The sequence below is a fragment of the Pseudoalteromonas phenolica genome (genome assembly GCF_005876835.1).
In the GTDB taxonomy this organism is placed as follows: Bacteria; Pseudomonadota; Gammaproteobacteria; order Enterobacterales; family Alteromonadaceae; genus Pseudoalteromonas; species Pseudoalteromonas phenolica_B.
In genome coordinates, this window is record NZ_PPSW01000007.1 from 242,462 (window position 1) to 264,212 (window position 21,751).

Annotated in this window: 19 protein-coding genes; 5 read left to right on the forward strand and 14 right to left on the reverse strand. The window is 41.0% G+C overall.

Annotated elements, in window-relative coordinates; genetic code table 11:
• Positions 1–131 precede the first annotated feature (131 nt).
• From C1E24_RS04860 to C1E24_RS21160, 3 genes are read right to left on the reverse strand one after another with little or no spacing between them, the layout of a single operon-like run.
• Positions 132–869 carry an ABC transporter permease gene (locus C1E24_RS04860; RefSeq protein WP_138479263.1) on the reverse strand — a complete coding sequence of 246 codons (738 nt, stop codon included), beginning with the start codon at positions 867–869 and terminating at the stop codon, positions 132–134.
• Positions 866–1,816 (reverse strand): ABC transporter ATP-binding protein, encoded by a 951-nt coding sequence (locus C1E24_RS04865; protein ID WP_138479265.1) that lies wholly within the window; start codon positions 1,814–1,816, stop codon positions 866–868. Before C1E24_RS04865 ends, C1E24_RS04860 begins: the two co-directional genes overlap by 4 nt.
• Entirely contained in the window at positions 1,809–1,940 is a 132-nt protein-coding gene (locus tag C1E24_RS21160) for a hypothetical protein (RefSeq protein ID WP_276609840.1), read from the reverse strand. The genes C1E24_RS04865 and C1E24_RS21160 overlap by 8 nt, the downstream gene beginning before the upstream one ends.
• A gap of 227 nt (positions 1,941–2,167) precedes the next feature.
• Between C1E24_RS21160 and C1E24_RS04870 the strand changes: the two genes are divergently transcribed.
• Positions 2,168–3,964, forward strand: coding sequence for a glycoside hydrolase family 3 protein (locus C1E24_RS04870; RefSeq protein ID WP_171040801.1), 1,797 nt, complete (start codon positions 2,168–2,170; stop codon positions 3,962–3,964).
• 11 nt (positions 3,965–3,975) lie between these two features.
• Complete coding sequence (locus tag C1E24_RS04875; RefSeq protein WP_138479267.1) at positions 3,976–4,704, forward strand: 5-oxoprolinase subunit PxpA; 729 nt, start codon at positions 3,976–3,978, stop codon at positions 4,702–4,704.
• A gap of 79 nt (positions 4,705–4,783) precedes the next feature.
• Here C1E24_RS04875 and C1E24_RS04880 read toward each other — a convergent pair whose 3' ends face one another.
• From C1E24_RS04880 to C1E24_RS04910, 7 genes are all read right to left on the reverse strand, one after another.
• Positions 4,784–5,989 (reverse strand): ABC transporter permease, encoded by a 1,206-nt coding sequence (locus tag C1E24_RS04880; protein WP_138479269.1) that lies wholly within the window; start codon positions 5,987–5,989, stop codon positions 4,784–4,786.
• A gap of 10 nt (positions 5,990–5,999) precedes the next feature.
• Positions 6,000–7,313, reverse strand: coding sequence for an ABC transporter permease (locus C1E24_RS04885; protein WP_138479271.1), 1,314 nt, complete (start codon positions 7,311–7,313; stop codon positions 6,000–6,002).
• Positions 7,314–7,322: 9 nt separating this feature from the next.
• The gene (locus tag C1E24_RS04890; RefSeq protein WP_138479273.1) at positions 7,323–8,015 is read right to left on the reverse strand and encodes an ABC transporter ATP-binding protein; all 693 of its coding nucleotides are present in this window, start codon (positions 8,013–8,015) and stop codon (positions 7,323–7,325) included.
• An 82-nt stretch (positions 8,016–8,097) separates the two neighbouring features.
• Positions 8,098–9,375, reverse strand: a complete 1,278-nt coding sequence (locus C1E24_RS04895; RefSeq protein ID WP_138479274.1) for an efflux RND transporter periplasmic adaptor subunit — start codon at positions 9,373–9,375, stop codon at positions 8,098–8,100.
• A 180-nt stretch (positions 9,376–9,555) separates the two neighbouring features.
• Entirely contained in the window at positions 9,556–10,128 is a 573-nt protein-coding gene (gene efpL, locus C1E24_RS04900) for an elongation factor P-like protein EfpL (RefSeq protein ID WP_058031736.1), read from the reverse strand.
• Between the two features lie 136 nt (positions 10,129–10,264).
• Positions 10,265–10,618 carry a hypothetical protein gene (locus tag C1E24_RS04905; protein WP_138479275.1) on the reverse strand — a complete coding sequence of 118 codons (354 nt, stop codon included), beginning with the start codon at positions 10,616–10,618 and terminating at the stop codon, positions 10,265–10,267.
• A 105-nt stretch (positions 10,619–10,723) separates the two neighbouring features.
• Entirely contained in the window at positions 10,724–11,290 is a 567-nt protein-coding gene (locus tag C1E24_RS04910) for a uracil-DNA glycosylase family protein (RefSeq protein WP_138479277.1), read from the reverse strand.
• A 745-nt stretch (positions 11,291–12,035) separates the two neighbouring features.
• Here C1E24_RS04910 and C1E24_RS04915 point away from each other — a divergent pair.
• Positions 12,036–12,488 (forward strand): YaiI/YqxD family protein, encoded by a 453-nt coding sequence (locus tag C1E24_RS04915; protein WP_138479279.1) that lies wholly within the window; start codon positions 12,036–12,038, stop codon positions 12,486–12,488.
• Entirely contained in the window at positions 12,485–13,024 is a 540-nt protein-coding gene (locus tag C1E24_RS04920; protein WP_138479281.1) for a DUF6942 family protein, read from the forward strand. Before C1E24_RS04915 ends, C1E24_RS04920 begins: the two co-directional genes overlap by 4 nt.
• A 2-nt stretch (positions 13,025–13,026) precedes the next feature.
• Here the strand turns inward: C1E24_RS04920 and C1E24_RS04925 are convergent, their stop codons facing one another.
• From C1E24_RS04925 to C1E24_RS04940, 4 genes are read right to left on the reverse strand one after another with little or no spacing between them, the layout of a single operon-like run.
• Positions 13,027–13,695: a class I SAM-dependent methyltransferase gene (locus tag C1E24_RS04925; protein ID WP_138479283.1), complete on the reverse strand. Its 669-nt coding sequence runs from the start codon at positions 13,693–13,695 to the stop codon at positions 13,027–13,029.
• A 1-nt stretch (position 13,696) separates the two neighbouring features.
• The gene (locus C1E24_RS04930; protein ID WP_138479285.1) at positions 13,697–17,353 is read right to left on the reverse strand and encodes an AAA family ATPase; all 3,657 of its coding nucleotides are present in this window, start codon (positions 17,351–17,353) and stop codon (positions 13,697–13,699) included.
• Positions 17,350–18,564: an exonuclease subunit SbcD gene (gene sbcD / locus C1E24_RS04935; protein WP_138479287.1), complete on the reverse strand. Its 1,215-nt coding sequence runs from the start codon at positions 18,562–18,564 to the stop codon at positions 17,350–17,352. Before sbcD ends, C1E24_RS04930 begins: the two co-directional genes overlap by 4 nt.
• Before the next feature lie 53 nt (positions 18,565–18,617).
• Positions 18,618–18,857: a hypothetical protein gene (locus C1E24_RS04940; RefSeq protein ID WP_138479289.1), complete on the reverse strand. Its 240-nt coding sequence runs from the start codon at positions 18,855–18,857 to the stop codon at positions 18,618–18,620.
• A 461-nt stretch (positions 18,858–19,318) separates the two neighbouring features.
• Between C1E24_RS04940 and C1E24_RS04945 the strand changes: the two genes are divergently transcribed.
• Positions 19,319–21,751 carry a M1 family metallopeptidase gene (locus C1E24_RS04945; RefSeq protein WP_138479291.1) on the forward strand — a complete coding sequence of 811 codons (2,433 nt, stop codon included), beginning with the start codon at positions 19,319–19,321 and terminating at the stop codon, positions 21,749–21,751.

Sequence of the window (21,751 nt, forward strand, 5' to 3'; positions counted from 1 at the left end):
TCACAATCGAACTGGAAAATCTGAAAACTAAACTTCATGTTTTTTAAGAAATAATTAACAACAGGTTAAGAGTAAAGGAATGAAGCCCAGAGGTAAAGCCCCTCTCCGTAAAGGGGCGTTACAATATGATTTTATTTCATGGCGTTGTACTTTTTTGTTGCTAGATATCCACACGGCAATGTAAATAATGCAACGCCTAATAAATGCCAAGCTAAATTAAAGCCTTGGTGCATCTCTAAAATACTCAGCCCTAATTGAGATAAGTGATAGCTAGGCAATGCCCATGCAAACCACTGTAGTGCTTCAGGAAACATAGTGATTGGTAACCATAAACCTGACAGCATCGAAATGGGTAAGTAAATCAAATTTACAAGCGCGGGGGCCGATTTGGCTGAAAAACTTAAGCCCATCACTAAGCCAAGCATGCAAAATGGTAATGTGCCTAACAGCGCTAACGCATATACCTGACCCCACTTAAGTAGCGACATACTCACGCCTGCGAATAACACGGCAAAACTAGAAAGAAGAATAAATATCAGCGTCGAAAACAATAAAGCAGTAAAGGTTTTACCCATTAAGTACTGACTAGCAGGCATAGGCGATAGCTGTTTCAACGCCAATAAGCCTTGCTCTCTATCGGTTGCGACATTGACCCCAAAATTGAATAAAGCGGGGCCCATCACCCCAAAAATGATGTAGTTTATTAGCAAATAGCTGCTGGTTTTTTCATCTCCCATAGCGACACCAAAAAACAAGTAAAAGGCACATGGAAACGCTAAGGTCGGGATCACAAAGCCTAAGTTTCTAAATACACTTTTAGAGTCGCACCACGCTTCTTGTTTGAGACTATATAAACTTATGCTATTCATGCTGCTTGCTCCTTGACTGATTTGTCTGATGCTGAATTTACTGGTGTTTTATTTTCGTGTTCAGCGGTTTCTGTCAGTGAAAGAAAGGTTTGCTCTAACGATGAAGGTTTAACGCTGAGTAAGTCGCAGCTTAGCCCATTTGCAAATGCTTGCTTTAACAGTGTGTTTGGTGATTTACAGCGGGTTTTAGCCTTACCCTCATTCACTTGCCACGACCACTCAGGTAATAAAGTCGAAAGTTCAGACTCATTCAATTCAGATGCAAAGCTCACTTCACTTAACTGCATATTGTGACTTAACTCACTTGGCGAGCCCTGTGCGATGATCTTTCCCTCATTTAAAATGAATAACTCATCGCTTAGGGCTTCAGCTTCTTCCATATAATGGGTGGTTAAAACCACCGTTTTGTCCTGAGCTTTTAATTGTCGAATGGTTTGCCACATTTGTTGACGGGCATTTACGTCCATTGCCAAACTAGGCTCATCTAAAAATACCAGTTGTGGGTCGCCAATAATGGCAATGGCAAACAACAAACGTTGCTTTAGACCACCTGATAATTTGCTAAATGGTGTATTTTCATAAGCATTTAAGTCACTCAAACGCAGTGCTTTAGAGACAGGCATTGGAGACTGATAGTAGCTCGCGAATAGATTGAGTTGTTCAAGTACAGTCAAATTCGCAGGTAAACTGCCGATTTGTAGCATAGCGCCTACTTTAGCTTTCGCAGCAACAGAACCCGCTTTATTACCCAGTATTTCAACGCTACCTTGTGACGCTTTTAATCGGCCTAGTAGCAAGTTAATTAACGTTGTTTTACCTGCGCCATTGGCACCTAAAAATCCGTAAACTCGGCCTGCTTTTAATGAGAAATCTAAACCTTTAAGGACGGATTTGTCACCATAGCTATGGTGTAAGTTGTTAACCGAAACCACTGCTGAATTAGTCATAGTTCACCTCGGTGTTTCTTGATTTACTATAAAACGGCTTACCACGATTGTATTTATAAGTGCTTAACGCTGCGGCAATTAAACTGTATGCCATACCTAATACTGCCCACATGATGCTTTCCATAACCAATTCCTCAGTGCGTAGTTAACTTTGATGGGTTTAGTATGGCTAAAGGCGCGAAAGGTTTTCAGTGAGGTTTGTCATTGAACGATATGACAAGTGTCATGTTTTTATCGAGGTAGGTTATTAATTCAGTGCTGCAAATGCTAAATTAACCCATTCAGTTTAAGGCCAGATAATTTAGGTAGCCTGTGACGCAATTTTTTAAACATATCGGGATGGTGATCGCCATGACAATCAGTGCCAGCGGTGCAGCGAAATCGCTCAATCATGCCTCTGAACTACCTTTAGAAGCACAACTTGGTCAAAAGTTGATGCTAGATTTTCGTTATTACTGCGAAAGTGGCAAGTCAAAAGCCTGTAGACAAGGTATGACCGAGTTGCCCAAAGCACTTGCAGATTTGATTGCTAAACACCATATTGGTGGCGTGATCTTATTCGCCGAAAATGTGCCAGACACTGCGCAAATCGTAAAACTCACCAATGACTTACAAGCGGCTGCTCAGCAAGCTAAACATCCACAACCGTTGTTTATTTCGATTGATCAAGAAGGTGGCCGTGTAGCTCGTATCAACCGTGCTGAGGCGACTTCGTTCACAGGTAATATGAGCATAGGAGCCACCTATCATAAATACGGTACGCACTATGCAAGTGTAGCGGCTACCGCTATTGGTAAAGAGCTAAATAGCCTTGGCATTAATGTAAACTTTGCGCCGACCGTTGATGTGAATAACAACGCTGGTAATCCGGTGATCAACGTTCGCTCTTTCTCTGAGAACTCACACGAAGTAGCAAAAATGGGGGCAGCACAAGTTGAAGCATTTGAAGCGCAAAACGTCGTTTCAGCGCTTAAGCACTTTCCAGGACACGGTGATACCTCGGTCGATAGTCACACTGGTTTGCCGCTTGTTAAACACGATTTAAAACGTATTGAGCAGGTTGAGCTTGCACCTTTTAAATACATTATTGATAAGCACGCGCCGGGTATGATCATGACAGCGCATATTCAATATCCCGCACTTGATAACAGCACCTTTGTGAACAAGCAAGGTGAAGTCATGATTAAACCGGCTACATTGTCGCGTAAAATTATGCACGACTTACTACGAGAAAAATTGAACTACCAAGGTGTAACAGTCACAGATGCACTCGATATGGCGGGGATTAGCCACTTTTTTACCCCAATAGCCGCAGTGATTGAAACCTTTAAAGCTGGGGTTGATATAGCCCTAATGCCGATTGCCATTCGTACTCCTGACGATATTAAAAAGCTTGATGAACTAATGAGTGCGCTGAATGCGGCGGTTGCTTTAGGTGAACTAAATGAAACTGAAATAGCGCAATCGGCACAGCGTATTATTTCACTCAAACAACAATTTTTGGCAGACCAAACGCCCCGCTCTGCCGCCATTGCTAAAGCAACATTAGGGAACCCGAGTCACCGACAACTTGAAAGTGAACTCGCTGTTGCAGCCATTACTCAAGTAAAGAACAACGGCCTATTGCCTATTCAAGCTAAACACAAACGCATTCATTTGGTCATGCCTGATACGCAAAAATGTCATGCGCTTGAACAAGCCTTACTCTCTTTAAGCAAGCAAGAATTAAACATCACCTGTAGCAGCTTGCAAGGTTTCGATCCAAAACAAGCAGATCAAAATATTACTAACTCAGATTTGATCATAGCCGCCCATGCCAGCCCACAACAAAGTGCTGTTGAGATTGGTGGTATGGATGATGTAAAGGCCCTTGACAGCTTTAAGCTCAAACGTAACGAGCAACCAAAGGCCCTATTGGCGCTGCTTAAGCAGGCAAAGCTTGCTGGAAAGCCAACGCTATTTATTAGCCTGCGCGCGCCCTATGAGATCCCGACTTATGCACCATACGCACAAGCAGTTTTGGCCAGTTATGCCTACAATATTGATGTAGTTAGTAAAAATGTGATCTCTGGTCCTGCGTTTACTGCGCTCGCTAAAGTGATTTTGGGCTTAGAAAAGCCAGAAGGCCAACTCCCTGTCAGTATTTAAAGGATGCAAACATGTTATTAAATTGCGATTTAGGTGAAAGCTTTGGTGCGTGGCAAATGGGTTTAGATAGCCACGCTATGCAAGTGATTGATTTGGCAAATATTGCTTGTGGCTTTCACGCCGGCGACCCTGATGTGATGGCACAAACCCTAACGCTTGCTAAACAACATAACGTGCAAATTGGAGCTCACCCAAGCTATCCCGACAAACAAGGCTTTGGTCGCCGCTCTATGAAGCTTAGTCATGATGAGTTAGTAAATTGTTTGCACTACCAAATTGCTGCTTTAGATGGCATGGCACAAGTTCATGGTTTATCAATTAGTTATGTAAAGCCACATGGTGCACTTTATAACGATATGATGGCAGATAAAGGCATTTTAGAGACAGTCATGCAGGCAGTAAGTAGCTATGCCAAGCCGCTAAAATTAATGCTACTGGCAACCAATGAGCAGCCGTCGCACTTGGCTATGGCTGAAAAATATAACCTACCATTGTTGTTTGAAGCATTTGCGGATCGCTTATATACCAACGAAGGGCGTTTAACTCCTAGAACTGAGCCGAATGCAGTGCATAACAAGCCTGCTTTGATGGCACAAGTCGAGCAGTTATTGACTCAAGGCACAGTCACAACGGGCTCAGGAAGCACGCTCGCACTAAGAGCAGATACCTTATGTGTACATGGCGATAACGAAGCCAGTATTGCCTTAGTGAAAGAGATTAAGCAGTTGATAAAGAAATAATTACTCAGATACAAAAAAGCCAGATCAAAATTTTACCTAGTAAAAATATGATCTGGCTTTTTCAATTAAGCTAAAGTGTTTAAGCACTTCGCGTTGCGATAGCAGGTTCCACTCTTGACGCTTGCAGTGCAGGATAACTCACTGATAACTGACCTAACACAAACAATGCAGCCATACCCGATAATAAATACGGCAACGGTACAGGTGTTAAACCAAAATGTTGAGAAAATTGTTCGCTCAGAGATAATGCAGCAATAAAACCAATAACAAGTCCTGTAAGGCTGACCACGGCATTTTCAAGCATAAAGAATCGCATAACCTGACCTTTACTTGCACCTAATGCTCTGCGCGTGCCTATTTGTCTTTTACGACGATTAACCGAAAATCGAGCTTGGCCGTAAATGCCTAAGCCAGTCACTATAAGTAGACCCAAACAGACGCCTATCAACAGCTTACTCGTTGCTCGGTCACTCTGATATGCCTCAAACTTTAACGTTTCTATGGTTTTTGCCTTTTCAATCATGCGTCCAGGTGTTTTAAGCAAGGCTTCTAACACTTGCTCCATTGCTTCATCACGAAGACCTGGTTTTGCTCTAACGAAATAGCGAACCTCATTGTATGCTTCACGTAATGGCGAGATAACATTGAACTCGACGCCGTACCACAATGGCCAAGGGCCTTGCATTGTTTCTACAACCCCTTTGACTTGTTGGGGTTTATCATTTGAAAGATAGACAGTCATGCCAACCGCTTGTTGCCAATCATCTGGGCTTAAACTTTGCGCTACCGCTTTTGTTATCAATATATTTGTTGAAAGGTCGATCCCATCCATTGGAAGAGTATAAACATCTTCAACAGATAGATTTTCACCTGCGATTAAGTTTAAGCCGAGTACTTCAACCACACTTTCATCTACAGCAAAATAAGCACCATACTCAAACACCTTTGCAGGCTCTTTATTAATAAGCGTTGCCCGCCCCCATGCTTCAAGTGGAATGGCTGACATAGGTGTAACCCCCTGCACAGAAGGTAAAGCACGTAACCGAACAAGATCTTCATCTAAACGCGCTCCCAAAGCATTGGACTCGCCTTGTAAATTAGTTTGTATATAGAAGCTATTAGTCTCATCTACGCCAATCGGTCGTGCCATATTTTTGCTGCGTTCACTAAGCATATTGACGGCATTCACCATGACCATAAAGGTAATCGCAATTTGCAATATCAATAGAAATGGGCTGGCTTTTGCTTTCAGTAACGTCTTTATAATAGGTGCTAAATCTTTCATTGTTTCACTCCTACAGACTTTTTAGCTGACTAGAGGGTTGCGTTAGACTGGCCTTAAAAATAGGAAGTAAACCAAAAGTGCAGCTAACTAAAACAGCTAATAATAAGGTGCTTAATACTAAGATGAGGTTCATTTGCATGAGTGATGCGTGCAAATAGTTGTATAAGTTTTCCGCTATGGCTAAGCCAAATTGCGCCAAAATCAAGCCAACTAAGCCACCAATGAAACCTATAACAGCTAATTCAACACTAAATTGCGCCACTATATGCTGCTTACTTGCCCCTACAGCTCTACGTAAACCAACTTCACCCGCTTTACCGTGAAATTTAGCCATCATCAAGCCCATACAATTGAGCAAGCATACAATCAAAAATAACACTGATAACCATACTGCCATTTTGCTGTCATCTGAGACGATTTCTTCGTCTACAAGGTACTGTTTAACATCAACTAAGCGGTTGTAAATTCGATTTGCAAAACGTCCATGATCTCGCTGCTGCTGAGCATAACGATCTATATAAGCTTGGTATTGCTCTCTTGCAGCGTCATTATCTAGTTCAACCCACAACACGACCCACATACATTCAGAAGCGAGAAATGCTGCAAAGTCATCACCCTCATAACTTTTCCAACAAGTATTGTTAACTAAATTCCCTACCATTAACTCATTTTTAACTTGCGTATTAAATGGGATAAAGACATCGTGAGGCTCAGAGAAAGCTTCTGTTTTTACACCGTAAAACTTGGGCATTAATTGCCAGTCGTCTAGTACTCCGACAACTTGGTAAAGAACATCACCAAACTGCAAAAATCTTCCTACTGAATTTTCTCCATTAAAAAAGCGGTTATTAGATTTTTTTGTTAGTACAATAACCTGTTGAGCTTGCTTATCTGCTTGTTCATCCCAGCCAGAGCCGAACAGAAATGGCGTTTCAAACATGGTAAAAAAATCAGCATTTGTGGTTCTTACTTTGCTTTTGATGGCTTGAGTTTGCTGCTGAGGGTTTTTGAGCATTGTACTAACGGCACTTATAACCACATGGTGCTTAGGGATCCCTGAATTGATGACATTTTGCATGTCCATATAGGTGATTTCTGCCAATGAGCTTTCGCCCCAATCATAGCCGTCGCCTCGGCTATCCATCTGTACAGAGAAAACTCTATCACTTTTAGAAGGAAGTGGGTCCTGACTCATCATATAACTCACCGTAAAGGTCGTCATCGTTGCACCTATGCCCATTGCTATTAGTAGTACCATTAAAAAACTGAGCAATGGCGTTCGCTTAAAACTGATCAGTGCCAATTTCACATAATATGAGAACATCGTCACTCCTTAGGCAATGGCTTGAGCCAAAATAGGTGCATCTTCACTTAATACCCCATCTTTTATTTGAACGATGCGCTGAGCCTGCTGAGCTTGTTCGTTATCATGGGTCACCATAATAATACTGGTGCCTGAAGCATTGATGTCTTGTAACAGCGACATGATCCCCTGCGCCATTTTTGAATCAAGGTTACCTGTTGGCTCATCGGCAAAAATAACACTGGGTGAGCCGGCTATTGCGCGGGCAATCGCAACGCGTTGCTGTTGGCCACCTGATAATTGAGTGGGATAGTGATTTTTACGACCCGCCAGACCAACTTGCTCTAACGCTTTCATAATGCGTTCGTCACGCTCTTTGGCAGTAAACTTTCGATAGCGCAGTGGCATATCAATATTGTCATAAAGATTAAGTTCAGGAATGAGATTAAAGCTCTGAAAAACAAAGCCGATTTTTTCATTTCGGTAGGCTGATTTATGCTTATCTGATAGCGTAGAAACATCTTTGCCATCTAACTCGTAGACGCCTTCACTGTGATTTTCAAGCAGACCTGCGATGTTCAAGAAGGTGGTTTTACCCGAACCTGAAGGGCCTATCACAGCGACAAATTCCCCTTGCTCAATAGAGAGGTTAAAAGGCTGAAGTGCTTGTGTTTTCACATCTGAGGTTAAATAGACTTTTGCTAACCCTGTCATTTTTAACATTTTCTTTCCTTATTATTATTTCAAACATCAATACGAAATGAGTGACCAACTCGGTTAATTAGCCACTTTTTAAAAGTTTGAACTACTGTATTACCCGCACGCTCTGTGCTTCTTTGAAGACATTCATGTTAGAGATAACAACCTGATCATTCACAGCAAGACCAGACACTATTTCGACTTTTGTTAGACCGATTGAACCAAGTTTTACTGGGGTTCTTATAGCTTCACCATCACGAAAAACATAAAGAAATTGTCCACTCTTTTGTAAATATTGACCCCGAGGTAGATAAGCTACATTTTGTTTTTGCTCTAAAATAATACGTGTTGTTAAACGCTGATTTTGTCTAAGGTTAGCAGGAGACTGCTTGCTAAAACGGACTTTGCCCTGCACGCGCCCTTGACTGATCTCAGGAGAAATGGCCACCAACTTTCCTAAAAACGTATTTTCATTAAAGGTAATTTCAGCAAGTAAACCGATGGCTAAATCATCAGCATATATTTCTGGAATTTGTACCTCTAATTCATATTCACTGAGGTCAACCACACTCATAAGGGGCTGATTTTTACTGACAGTATTCTTTTGCTCAAAATTTAAATTACCGACCACACCAACAACCGGAGAACGGATTTCTAAACCAGTAACTAGTCTTTGCAACTCAGTTACCTTGACCTTCTGTGCATTAAACTCCAGTTCGTAGGTCTGAATTTCAAACGCTTGGCTTTCTTTTAATAACGCGACTTCTTTATTTACATGATTGTATTCACGCTCTGCGTTTTCTAAATCATCCTTGGCTTTTTGATAATCAATATCACTAATAACTTGATTTTTGATCGCCTCATCAGAACGACGCATCTCTCTCTTCGCTGCATTTAAGGCGACATGAGCTTGGCCTATGCGATTTTCTTGCTGTAGTTGAATTTGTTTGGCTTGAATCTTTTCTCGGGATAACTGCGTTTTCAAGCGCGACAGTTTAGTCGTTTCTTGTTCAAATAAACTTTGCAGTTCAGGGCTTTCAATACGTGCAACGACTTGGCTAAGTTCTACACTATCACCGGCATCAACTAAGTAGGTAACCGAACCCTGAGCCGGGCTATACAAAACCGGCCGACGTGCGGCTATCACTTTACCTTGTATCGCAAGATCACGAATAAAGTCTCCTTTCTTAACCTTAGCTATGCGTAACTTATCTATTGAAATAGCTGACTGCCCGCCAGACCAACTCATCAATAGGGGAGAAACAACAAAGTAAAAAGAAATAACAATAAACAAGCAGACAAGAGCACGAATAATCCACTTTTTCTTATTTTTAGGCGTGACGACTTGTGAGTCCTGTGCACTGGTATCTGGAATATAACTCATTAAAAACCCTTGCTAATCCGTAGCAAAAAATAGAATAAAGATATTTATTTTATGTCACTAAAAAAGACAAAAAACAAAATAGGTACGAAGTTTATCAGGAAAGAAACAAAGGTTAAAGTTTTGTTAAAACAAAAAGAAGTGGTTATTGGTTGCGGTTAATAAAAGCCGCAACCGAAGAGCTTAGCTGTCTGCACGCCCCATAAACTTTTTCTCATCAGTGTTAATTTTGATTTTATCACCTGTAGAAATATGCTCTGGTACTTGAACAATTAAACCTGTTGTTAGTGTTGCAGGCTTTGTACGTGCACTTGCTGAAGCACCTTTAATTGAAGGTGATGTGTCTTCAATTACTAGCTCAACGCTTGATGGTAGGTCAATAGAAACTGGCGAGCCTTCAACTAAAACAGCCTGTAAGCCTTTCGTTTCTTCGTTAATAAATAGTACTTGCTCAGCAATTGAAGACGTATTGATGTTATATGGTGTGTAATCTTCTTCATCCATAAACACGTGTTCTTCACCGTCGATATAAGACAACATAACCGGGCGACGAACTAAATCAGCCAGATTTAACATTTCTTCAGCTTTGAACGTTTCGTCAACCTTGCCGCCTGTTACAACATCGTACATACGCATACGGTATAAACTACCGCCAGCTCGACCTTGAGGTACTGAACGTTCGATATCACGTACAATCATTACGCGACCGTTGTAATCAATGGCATTATGTTTTTTTATTTCACTTGCCTTAGGCATGACTTTTATCTCTTTGAAAATAAATTTGCCAAAAATTACCATGAAGTCACTAAAACGCCAAGTACAGAAGGCAAGAGATATTTAAAAGGGGAGAGAAGTAAGTTGGCTAATTGAATAGCCAACTTATTAAAGTCGGCTAATTAACTGCGTCTAATTGCGCTAGCAGTGTTTCTTTTCTGAGTAGACCAAAACAAACAACACTCACGACTGCAAAAATACCGTACATAGATAACACATAAACCCAGTCATTTTGCTGTGAGAACAAAAATACATTCGTTCCATCATTGATAACGAAAATATTGATCAGTGAAAAAAGAAATACTAAATTGAAGTAGACATATTTGCCTGAACTACTTGCATAAGCCCCGATAAACATTGCGAACAAGCTTATATAAAAGCCGATACACGACAAACCACCTGCCATATTGCTGGGGTAAAAGGCCATCAGTGATAATAAAACAGCACACCAGCCAGTAACCTTGTTGAGCATATTCTATCCTTGAGAATGTACTTGTTAATATTTGTAATCATGTGTAATGCCAAGTAAGTATGTATTGACTTATCTAAAAAAACAACGCCTTTTCGTTAAAATTATTTAACTAGCGATTAACTTCTGTATTTGTTCTTTTAACTCAGGCACTAACGCTTGTTCGAACCAGGGGTTTTTAGCACGCCAAGGCTGGTTTCTTGGGCTGGGATGAGGCAAAGCAATACGCTCAGGTAGCATAGATGACCATTGCTGAACTTGCAGTGTCACTGATTTAAAATTATTACAATAATAACGCTGTGAATACTGACCAACTAATATGTGTAATTTTATCTGTTTAAAATAATTTTGTAGTGGCTGCCGCCAAGTTTGTGCACATACCTTCGGTGGGGGTAGATCACCACTTTTTCCTTTACCCGGATAACAAAACGCCATCGGTACAATGGCAAATAAGTCAGGATCATAAAACTGTCTTTCGGTTACTCCAAGCCAGTCTCTGAGGGTTTCGCCACTTTGATCGTTGAATAACTTTCCTGTTTGATGAACTTTCAAACTAGGGGCTTGCCCTGAGATCAAAATTTTAGCATCCGGTGAGGCTTGAATGACAGGTCGAGCACCAAAGGGGAGTGCTTCGTCGCAAAGTCGACACGTCGTAATTTGCTCAATTAAACTCATATTCTCATACTAGTAGTTCATGTTCAGATCGTTATTTTACTAAGTTAATCTGAATTAAGGGCTATAAATTTTGCTCAAAAAGTAAATTCATTAACTAGAGGACTGCTATAGCTAAATACCTTCAACTTTTACCCTTATCAATCTAGTTACTTTAATCCTATTTATAACAATCCACTATTTTATTGGGCCATACAGATCATGATTTTATCAACTTAAGCGTTAGCTGTACGACAACGCCTACCACTTTCTGAAAAAGCCTCTTTTATATGGAAAAGTTATTAGCTTTTGGGTATTGATAACTCTTTTTGGATCATAATTTTACTAAGCCAGTTAGTAAAACTATGATCTCTCTAGAACTAATAGGTCATCACGTTAGTAAAAACATGATCTAGAAGTTTTAATTAAACAATTAAAAAGACCTTTAGTTAGTAAAAATATGATCTAGTAATTAATTAAGGGAGCTCAGTAAGTAAAATCGTGATCTACCACAAAGCCAGTTGGTAAAAATCTGATCTTGATAAAGTATCATTAAGCTTAACGTCTTTTTAGTTAGTAAAAATATGATCTAAACGCCTTTATAGGCAAAAATACTTCGCAACTTTAAGAGCTTCTATGAAAATACGATGACACTGAGCCTCATAAGCTATATTCAATCTAAGTGTAAAGGGGGTTTACACTTGCTGATTTAAGTTTTATTGGTATCATCGTCTCTCACACCAAATTTTTACTAACTCAGAGTCTATTTATGCATATTTGGGTCGATGCGGACGCGTGTCCTGCTGTTATCAAAGAAATACTTTTCCGCGCAGCTGAGCGCACTAAAACACACACAACACTGGTCGCAAATCATAGTATGCGCGTCCCTGTCACACAATATGTGAACTTGCTCCAAGTGAGCAAAGGCTTTGATATTGCTGATAATGAGATTGTAAAAAGAGTTAAAAAGAACGATTTGGTTATCACTTCTGATATTCCTCTTGCTGCAGAAGTACTAGAAGAGGGCGCTTTTGCATTGAGCCCAAGAGGCGAAAAGTTTACTGAGAACAACATCAAACAAATCCTTAATATGCGGGATTTTATGGATACTATGCGAAGCAGTGGTGTAGAAATGTCAGGTGGACCAGCAAAATTAAACAGTACCGACAAGCAAACATTCGCCAATGCCATTGATAGTCTGCTAGCACAACACAGATCATGAAATTATCAACTCAGGGATTAGGGGCAGAAGAGGGCTTAATCGCAATCTATGTTGAAAACCCACCTAGTATGTCTGAATACCATAATATTCAATCAGTACAATCACTTAGTACAGGTGAGATCGATATTATAAACCAAGCATGTGGTAATGGATGGCGCAAAGTTTTCAACGTTTATGCAAAAATTTTGGCTGAGTGGCAACACAGAGATCATCATTTTACTAACTTTAAGCGTTGGCAAGACTACCGAGATAAAGTACTGCTACAAGGGCATAGCCAAGAAGCACTGCTCTTTAGTCCGCCAAATTTCTCTGAAAAAAATTATAAATTTCATGTTATTGCAGGCAGAACATATGCCAAGAGAATACTCCGAGATCATATTTTTACTAACTCTTTGGTGTGGTTAGATGAGGAGTTCGCAATTGATAAAGCTAGTAATTTAGTGATCTGCCCGTATTTAGACTACAGGCAACTAAGTAATATTAAGATAACTAGACTAGTAGGGCTCTTAGCTGAGTTAGAGCGCACGAGTACTTAAAACTAAGTGCGCTTATTACAACTTACTCCAGTGAAACCAAGCGCCTTAAAGAAAGGGTGGGGGGCATTGAAACCACATTCATCGAGCAGTTCGCTTAAACGCATTCGATCAAGTGGATAAAACTCATTTTCTAAGTTGTACCGCATACGAGTTTGACCTATTTCTGTTAAACCCAGAGTACGACAAAATACTAACTGCGCCTCTCGTTCAAACTGGGTTTCTGGCTTCATAAGGTCAACAAGAAATAAAGGCGCTCTAGGTTTTAAAACACTATTAATCTGATTTAAAAGCGTTTTCTTTGCACCGTTATCTTCTAGGAAGTGAAGAACTAGCAAACATAGGGCACAATCAACATGCTCAGTTAGAGACGTTAACTCACCACATTGTATTTTTACCCTATGACTTAGGCCTAAGTTAGTAAAACTTTGATCTGCGATAGCGAGCATGTCAGCAGAAACATCTTGCACAATAAAAGACCATGTAGAATTAAGCTTAGCTAACTCTATAACCTCTTTACCCGTGCCTGCTCCCACTATTAAGATTCTCGCTTCATCAGGAAACAGCACGTTTAATTGCGCGGCCGTCAAACCATGTAGTAACTCGTAGCCAGGTACGAGTCGCGTGATCCTTTCGTCATAATGAGTGGCTTGCTCACCTTTAAAATCAGGCATATTAAGCACCTTTTATTAATACGTTCGAATAACCGCCGGGCTGTTTTTTAACTTGTACTTGCGTGGCAACGCGTTCTGACATTTCACTTACGTGTGAAATGACACCCACTTTTCTGCCCTGTGCTTGTAGGGCATCTAAAGCATCTAGCGCCACACTCAAGGTTTCAGGGTCTAACGTGCCAAAACCTTCATCAATGAATAGCGAACCAATGTTTACTTTGTTTGAAGAAAGTGAAGCTAATCCTAACGCCAAAGCAAGAGAAACTAAGAAAGACTCACCACCAGAAAGCGTATTCACAGAGCGCTGCTCATCGGCCATATCTTTATCAATGATAGCAATATTCAAAGAGTGCCCTATCACGGTCAGGCGATAGCGCTTAGACAAACTCGCTAAGTGTTGGTTGGCATATTGCAGCAAGATTTTTAATGTCTGAGTTTGCGCAATATTTCGCAGCTTTTTACCCGTGGCATCACCGAGTAATTTATCAAGCAAGTGCCAATGTTCATACTTAGCCTGAAGCGTATTGAGCTTTTGCTGCTCAGTTGCCAATTTTTCAACATTTTTGTGATGTTGTTCAAGCTGCGTGTTCACACTCAGCCAGTATTGTTGCGTTTGTTGAAACTGAGACTCTAAAATTACTAACTGCTCATTAATTTGTTGCTCAGTTAGCTCGGTCAGCGCTTTCGCTAAATGCGTATGCAAGCTCTCTTTTAAATGACTTAACTTGCCTGATAGCTCTACTTTGCCGTGCGACAACTGTTTAAACTCAGACAAGGTTTGCTGAATGTCCGCTTTTGGAAGCGTGAGTAAGTAAGAAACTAGCTCTTCATTCAAGTCAGCATAGATCTGTGACTTTTCATTGAGCCATTGTTCAAAGCGCGACTCAAGTGCGGTTTTTTGAGTTAGTAAAATCTCGATCTGCTCAGCTATATTGGTCAGATCTTTTTCTTTATCTTTTTCAGCCTGCAAGATCTGCTTCAATTGTTCAGAGCAAGCATTTAAATCATGTTGCCTTGCTTTTAATTGTGCCTGACACTTTTCTTGCCATTCATCAGCGGTGATCTCTTGTGGTAAACGCTCAAACCTTGCTTGCTCAAAACTCAACTTCTCTGAGCGCGCATTTTCAACTGTGCTGTTAATAGCGTTTAACTGCTCTGAAACATTCACAGCTGATTCTTGTAAATGATTCAACTGCAAAGTTAATGCTTGTTGAGATTGCTGAAGCTGAGCGAGTTTCTCTTTATTATTTTTAAACTCATCAACCGCTTTTGTTAAAGAGGCCAAAGCATCTTGTGGGGCACTTTCAAACTGCGCCCACCATATTTCATCGGCATAATAATCACACGCTTTTTGTTGCGCACGGTTTATTTCTTGCGAAAGTTGAGTAAGTGTATTTTGCTGTTGTTCAATCTGATGAGAAAGCTCAGTGGCTTGCTGTGTAATGGCATTTAACTGCGCTTGTTGTTGCTCAAACAACTTTTGCTGTTCCTGTTGAGTGTGCCACGCTTTTTGCAATTGCGACTGAAGACCTGTGAAATGCTGTTGCTGCTGTACAAGCATTTGTTGATGATCTAAACATTGCTGCAGCGACCACCCTTGGTATTCGCTAAACTGTTCAAGTTGCCCTTGAAACTCAGATACTTTACTCGTTAAACGCTGATGTTGTAGTTTGCTTTCTTGATATCTAGCGTTCACTTTTTCAAATTCAGTTAAGTGAACTTGGCTACGTTGCATCGCTTGTTCGTAAGCTTGCTCAGCCTGTTTATGTTGAGTGGCAAAGTCATTTAGTAAGTTTGCCCAATGGCTATCAATATGGTCAACCGCGTAGGGATGCTCTTTTGAGCCACACACCATACATTCATGACCAGGTTTTAGTTCTGCACGTAATGCGCTAATGCTCTCGCTTGCACGGAGTTGAACTTGCGTTAGGCTATCTCGAGTCACTTGTACCCGTTGTTTACTTAGCTCTTTTTGTTGCTCAGTATCTGCCATTTGCACTTCAATGGCTTGTTTCTTTTGGAAGTTACTTGCCATTGAAGATTGTTGTTGTAACTGCTCCGCACTAATATCTGAAATATTCTGCATCAAAGCAATCACGTGTTGCAGCCGCTGAGTCGCTAATTGCAAATCATCGATGTTTAACTGTTCAACTTGCTGCTGGAGTACATCAATTGACGATTGCCCCGAAATCAATTGTGTTTGCAATTGTGATAACCCAGACTTGAGCGGCTCTGCTTGTTGGGTGTTTTCTTGATGCTGCTTTTGCGCATGTTGCAATGCAGCGCGCGCACGTTGAGACTGAGATTGTTTATCTATGATGTCATCTAACAAGCCTTTGAGGTGAGACCAGTTTTCAACTGTAGTCTGTAAGCTGTTATTGGAAGTTAATAGCGACTCTAATTCGTGACTTTGTTGCTGTACTTGTTGTAATTGCGTATTGGTATTTTGCTGTTCTATTGAAAGCTTAGCCTGCTGTTGCTTAACCTCACTCTGTTGCTTTAAGACCTGCTGTAATACTGAGTCAGCATTCGCGATTTTAGTATCAAGTTGCCTGACCTCAAGCAGAACACTTTGCTGCTCTGTCACATAGACTTCGGTTTGTTGTAGCGCATCAAACGCCTTATTCGACGCGTCTTTTGCTTGCTGGATTTGCTCAGCAAAGTCTTTTGTTTTAAGCTCGCCTTGCTTTAACTCGAGTGCACTTAAATTGTTTTTTGTCACCGTCCATTGCTGACGATTATCGGCAATCTCAAAAGCGGCTTGTGCTTGCTCTGCTTCATTATAACTATGTGCTTTTTCTGTCAGTTTCGCTTCTGTTTCTTGAATAGCCTGCTCTGTTTGCGCTAATTGAGTTCGCAATTGGGCTGACTCTGTTAGCCATTGCAATGACGATTTGTGCTGAGCTTGTTGTGCTCTTAATTCATCTAACTGCTGCTTGTGCGTGTTTGCATCAAGGGTTAATTGCTCAAGTTGCTCATCAGTTAATAACACATAGGCACTCAAGCTATCTTTTAATCGCTCGAGTTCTGCTTTTTTTTCTTTATGTTTTTCAAAGATCAGCTGGCCAATACGACTAAATTTATCGGTCGCAGTCAAACACTCTAAAAGTTGTGCGCGTTCATCGCTACTGGCTTTCAAAAATGCGGCAAACTCATGCTGAGCGAGTAATACAGTACGGGTAAATTGCTCAAAGCTAAGACCGATTAATTGCTCGACCGCTTTAACCGCCGCGCTTTTATGGGCCAACAAGGTTTCGTCACTGAGGCGAATAATCTCGTGCTCTGGTGTCTTGAGTTTACCTGAGATTTTTTTACGTGCTCGGGCAACAGACCATTTTGCTAAATAGCGATCACCATCTTGACCTAAAAAAGTCACTTCAGCAGAGCCCTCAGCGCAGCCTCTACGAAGTAGGTTTCTTGGGTCGTTTAATTTAATGTCATCACCATTAAACGACACCGTGTTTTTTAAGTCATTTTTTAAACGGGCTGTTTTTGCATAGAGGGCTAAACAAATAGCATCTAACAGGGTGCTTTTACCAGCGCCTGTGTCACCAGTAATGGCAAATAATCCGGCTTGCTCTAAGGGCGCTTTTTCAAAATCAATATCAGCGTGGGTAATGGAGGCTAAATTTGTGATTGTTATTTTAAGTAATTTCACGCGTTTTGCTCCTCTTCCATGTCATTTAATACCTCGGCTAAACAATCAGCTAAATTTGCGGGTAAGTCCTGCTCTGAATCGACCTGCTGCTTAAAAACCATGTCTAGCAAATCGAGTGGGTTTAATTTTTCGACTTGACCTAAATCTTGGAAAATCACTTCATCTTCATGCTTTTGCACATCTTGAACACGTTCAATACCACAAAACAAAATGTCTTTGTCTTTTAGGCTTGATGATATCTTCTCCCTAAACTGGCTATCGGTCTCGCTGGCATTAAGTCGTAAGCGAAGGTAAGGACTTGCTTCGTGTGACGATAAATCTAGCTTTTCGATTTCATTACAAAGTACAGCGAGATCCGCCCCACCTTTTTTAGGAAGTACTATCAGTTGTCTAAGCCTTGGTGTGTAAAGGGGGTTTACGCTTTCACATGTTTTTCCATTAAATTCGCACACCAAAACTTGGTGTTGATAATTTTTTTCTGAAAATGACATCGGCATAGGCGTACCGCAATATCGCTTTGCGTCGCACTTTGCTACTACTTGGGCTTTGTGAAGATGACCAAGCGCAACGTAATCAGCCTTGTCGGTAAACACCTCAGCTGTTACCGCATCAAAACCGCCGATGCTTATGTTTCTCTCTGAGTCTTCACTAATGGTACCGCCTTTGGCGTGCAGGTGGCCCATAACAATAATAGGAGCGGTGCTCTCTTCACACAGTTCAACCACAGACTGGTAAGCCTGCGCCACACCTTGCTGATAGGCTTTATTATTTTGTGTATCTAGCGTGACATCAGCAGGGCGTAAGAAAGGCATTGCAACCACTTGTGCCTTACCCTTTTCAGTTTCAATATTCACTAAACAAGTTGCTGGGTCTGCTTTGTCATATCGGCCAATAACATGCGTATCAAATTGTTTTAAAAGAGGTTTAGCGGTCTCAATGCGATTCGCAGAGTCGTGGTTACCTGCAATAATGACGATATGCAATTCAGGACATGCCTGTTTGACTTGCTTTATGAATTGGTAAAGTTGTTGTTCAGCAGAAGAGGGAGGGGTTGCTGTATGATAGATATCACCGGCAACAAGCAATAGGTCAATCGCCTGTTGTTGTAATGTTGTCACCAACCAATCAAGAAAATACTGATGCTCTTGAACACGGTGATGTTCGTAAAACTGTTGGCCTAAATGCCAATCAGAGGTGTGTAATACTTTCATGTAGCGCCCCTTTCGCATTGAAACGCTACTATAACACCGCTTTAAGTATTTGTTTAACGGGTAATTTGCCACCAAATAAAGGCAATAACAGGCAAAGCCAGCAAAAACAACAAAACCGGTGTTTTAAACACTTTTGTTTGTTTGCTTTGCAACACTTCTAGTGCGGACTTTTCGTTACAAGCAGCAACTTTATCAACATAAAAGTAGCCATCTTCTAAATACTGTTTGCAATTTTGTTCATCAGCCGGAATAGCCACCAGCTTGTCTTGCTTTTTCAGGATGTAGAAATCCATATTGCTCACCACATTTTACTGTAAACGGGTACACTATACAGAGCAAAACTAACGCCAACTTTTTAACGTAACTATTTGCTCAAAAATCAAAGAGCGCGAATTTAAAAATAATTCGCAGTAAATATCAACAGCCAAACTAAGGTTTTTTGATCAAATTTGTTAATACCCAGCATAAACCACCAAAATAAACGTAAGATGAATTAGCTGCTGTTGTTTTCTGCTCATATTTTCGTTGATATCGATGAATTTCGAACTTGTACTTTAGTGGAACAAAACGTACAAAAAGTCACTAAAAAACATTAAAATGTTACTTTATCTCAATTTAATTGCATTTTCTTGATGCTTTTGCGACGCTCAATGCGTTATGCGACTATTAAAGTGCAAAACATTCTTTCGTTCACAAACTTACAAAGAATAGATAAGTGCTGAACAACCATATCTTGGGTAGCTAGGAAAATATAATGAAAAAAATAACCAGTGCCTTGTCACTGTGCATACCGCTTATGGCATCGAGCTTAGCGGTTGCTAGTGCTGTTGAGCAAACAAAAGGCAACTTTGTAGATAAGTTTCGTCAATTAGACGAAGTACTGCCAACACCAAACGTCTACCGTAACGCAGCAGGTGAGCCAGGTGAACGTTACTGGCAACAAAAAGTCGATTATGACATAGACGTTGTATTAGACGAAAAACAGCGCCGTTTAACCGCTGAGCAAAGTATCGAATACAAAAACAATTCACCTTACACGCTAAAATATCTTTGGATGCAACTAGACCAAAATATTTTTAAGCAAGACTCACTTGCTGAGCGAAGCGCTACATTTAAAAATAGCCTGCAAAGTAATCCTGCAGCAAAACCAGCAAAAATCAGCTTAAACCAACTTCGTCGCCAACAGTTTATAGACGACACTGAACTGGGTTTTGTGATCAGTGATGTCAAAGACGAAGACGGTAAGCCACTCAAGGTCACTATTGTCGATACTATGATGCGTATCGATTTAAACGAGCCATTAAAGCCAGGCAAGTCGACAGAGTTTAGCCTTGATTTTGCCTTTAACATTGTTGAAGAGGATGCGGTTGGCGCGCGCTCGGGTTATGAACACTTTGAAGAAGATGGCAACGATATTTTCTTACTGGCGCAATGGTTCCCGCGTCTTACCGCTTTTACTGACTATGAAGCTTGGACAAACAAAGCGTTTTTAGGTCGTGGTGAGTTCACACTGGAATTTGGTGATTATGATGTAGAGATCACCGTACCTGCAGACCACATTGTTTCATCGACAGGTGAGCTGAAAAACGCTAAAAAGGTACTGACAAAAACACAACTAAAGCGCTTGAAAGAAGCAGAAACTGCAAAACGCCCTGTGTTTCTTGTGACTGAAGAAGAAGCGATTGAAAACGAAAAAGCAGGCACAGACAAAACCAAAACTTGGCATTTCGAAGCTGAAAATGTACGCGATTTTGCATGGGCATCCTCTCGTAAGTTTATGTGGGATGCCAAAGGCTATCAACAAGGTGGTAAAGAACAGCCACTTGTAATGGCGATGTCTTTCTTCCCGAAAGAGGGCGGTGATCTTTGGAAAAAATACTCAACAGAGTCTGTGATCCATACCATGGAAGTGTACTCTCGCTTCTCATTTGATTATCCATATCCAGTTGCTCAGTCAGTAAACGGCCCTGTAGGCGGTATGGAATACCCAATGATCACCTTCAATGGTCCGCGTACAGAACTAAGAGATGATGGCTCACGCACTTACTCACAAGCTGAGAAGCGTTTCTTAATTGGCGTTGTGATCCACGAAATTGGTCATATTTACTTCCCAATGATCGTTAACTCAGATGAGCGTCAATGGACTTGGATGGATGAAGGCCTTAACAGCTTCTTAGATGGCGTAGCTGGCCGTGAATGGGATCCAAACATTCCTTGGGGCGTAGAGCCGCGTGACATCGTGCCTTATATGAAGTCTCAAAACCAAGTGCCGATTATGACGCAGTCTGACAGCGTATTAAATCTAGGTCCGAATGCTTATACTAAACCTGCAGCAGCACTAAATATTCTTCGAGAAGTGATTTTAGGTCGTGAACTATTCGACTTCGCGTTTAAAGAATACTCGCAGCGCTGGAAATACAAACGTCCAACCCCAGCTGATTTCTTTAGGACTATGGAAGAAGCATCTGGTGTCGATTTAGACTGGTTCTGGCGTGGCTGGTTCTATACCACAGATCATGTTGATATCTCACTAGACAAGGTTTATCAGTTACGTATTGATACTAAGAACCCAGACATTGACTATGCACGTTTACGTGAGTTCGAGCAGAGCAAGCCTATGTCACTGTTCAACAAGCGTAACCAAGAGGAAGGCAGCGAGCTTTGGATTGATAAAAACAAAGACGTGTCAGACTTCTACGATGACAATGACCGCTTTACGGTGACCAACAAAGAGCGAAATGCGTATCAAAGCTTCTTGAAAAAGCTTAAGCCTTGGGAGCGTAAAGCCCTTGATAGAGCGGTTGAAGAAGACAAAAACTATTATGTCATGGAGTTCAGCAACCTAGGTGGCTTGGTAATGCCAATCATTCTTGAACTGACGTATCAAGACGGTTCGACGGAAGAGCGTATGCTACCGGCTGAGATTTGGCGTCGTAGCCCGAATAAAGTGAGTAAGTTAATCATCACAGACAAAGACAAGCCTTTAAAGTCTATTGTGGTTGACCCTCGCTGGGAAACTGCCGATGTCGACATTGAGAACAACCATTACCCGCGTCAGATCATTCCTTCACGCTTAGAAGTGTATAAGCGTAAGAAGAGCTCAGCCAAAGTGCGTCGTGATATCATGCACGACATCAAAACTGAGTTGAAAAAAGATGACAATGACGAAAAAGAGAAGAAGGATTAA

Excerpts from the sequence above, each read along its gene's own strand:
- C1E24_RS04860 (WP_138479263.1), bottom strand. The coding sequence starts at position 869 with ATGAATAGCATAAGTTTATATAGTCTCAAACAAGAAGCGTGGTGCGAC.
- C1E24_RS04865 (WP_138479265.1), bottom strand. The coding sequence starts at position 1,816 with ATGACTAATTCAGCAGTGGTTTCGGTTAACAACTTACACCATAGCTAT.
- C1E24_RS21160 (WP_276609840.1), bottom strand. The coding sequence starts at position 1,940 with ATGGAAAGCATCATGTGGGCAGTATTAGGTATGGCATACAGTTTAATT.
- C1E24_RS04870 (WP_171040801.1), top strand. The coding sequence starts at position 2,168 with ATGACAATCAGTGCCAGCGGTGCAGCGAAATCGCTCAATCATGCCTCT.
- C1E24_RS04875 (WP_138479267.1), top strand. The coding sequence starts at position 3,976 with ATGTTATTAAATTGCGATTTAGGTGAAAGCTTTGGTGCGTGGCAAATG.
- C1E24_RS04880 (WP_138479269.1), bottom strand. The coding sequence starts at position 5,989 with ATGAAAGATTTAGCACCTATTATAAAGACGTTACTGAAAGCAAAAGCC.
- C1E24_RS04885 (WP_138479271.1), bottom strand. The coding sequence starts at position 7,313 with ATGTTCTCATATTATGTGAAATTGGCACTGATCAGTTTTAAGCGAACG.
- C1E24_RS04890 (WP_138479273.1), bottom strand. The coding sequence starts at position 8,015 with ATGTTAAAAATGACAGGGTTAGCAAAAGTCTATTTAACCTCAGATGTG.
- C1E24_RS04895 (WP_138479274.1), bottom strand. The coding sequence starts at position 9,375 with ATGAGTTATATTCCAGATACCAGTGCACAGGACTCACAAGTCGTCACG.
- efpL (WP_058031736.1), bottom strand. The coding sequence starts at position 10,128 with ATGCCTAAGGCAAGTGAAATAAAAAAACATAATGCCATTGATTACAAC.
- C1E24_RS04905 (WP_138479275.1), bottom strand. The coding sequence starts at position 10,618 with ATGCTCAACAAGGTTACTGGCTGGTGTGCTGTTTTATTATCACTGATG.
- C1E24_RS04910 (WP_138479277.1), bottom strand. The coding sequence starts at position 11,290 with ATGAGTTTAATTGAGCAAATTACGACGTGTCGACTTTGCGACGAAGCA.
- C1E24_RS04915 (WP_138479279.1), top strand. The coding sequence starts at position 12,036 with ATGCATATTTGGGTCGATGCGGACGCGTGTCCTGCTGTTATCAAAGAA.
- C1E24_RS04920 (WP_138479281.1), top strand. The coding sequence starts at position 12,485 with ATGAAATTATCAACTCAGGGATTAGGGGCAGAAGAGGGCTTAATCGCA.
- C1E24_RS04925 (WP_138479283.1), bottom strand. The coding sequence starts at position 13,695 with ATGCCTGATTTTAAAGGTGAGCAAGCCACTCATTATGACGAAAGGATC.
- sbcD (WP_138479287.1), bottom strand. The coding sequence starts at position 18,564 with ATGAAAGTATTACACACCTCTGATTGGCATTTAGGCCAACAGTTTTAC.
- C1E24_RS04940 (WP_138479289.1), bottom strand. The coding sequence starts at position 18,857 with ATGGATTTCTACATCCTGAAAAAGCAAGACAAGCTGGTGGCTATTCCG.
- C1E24_RS04945 (WP_138479291.1), top strand. The coding sequence starts at position 19,319 with ATGAAAAAAATAACCAGTGCCTTGTCACTGTGCATACCGCTTATGGCA.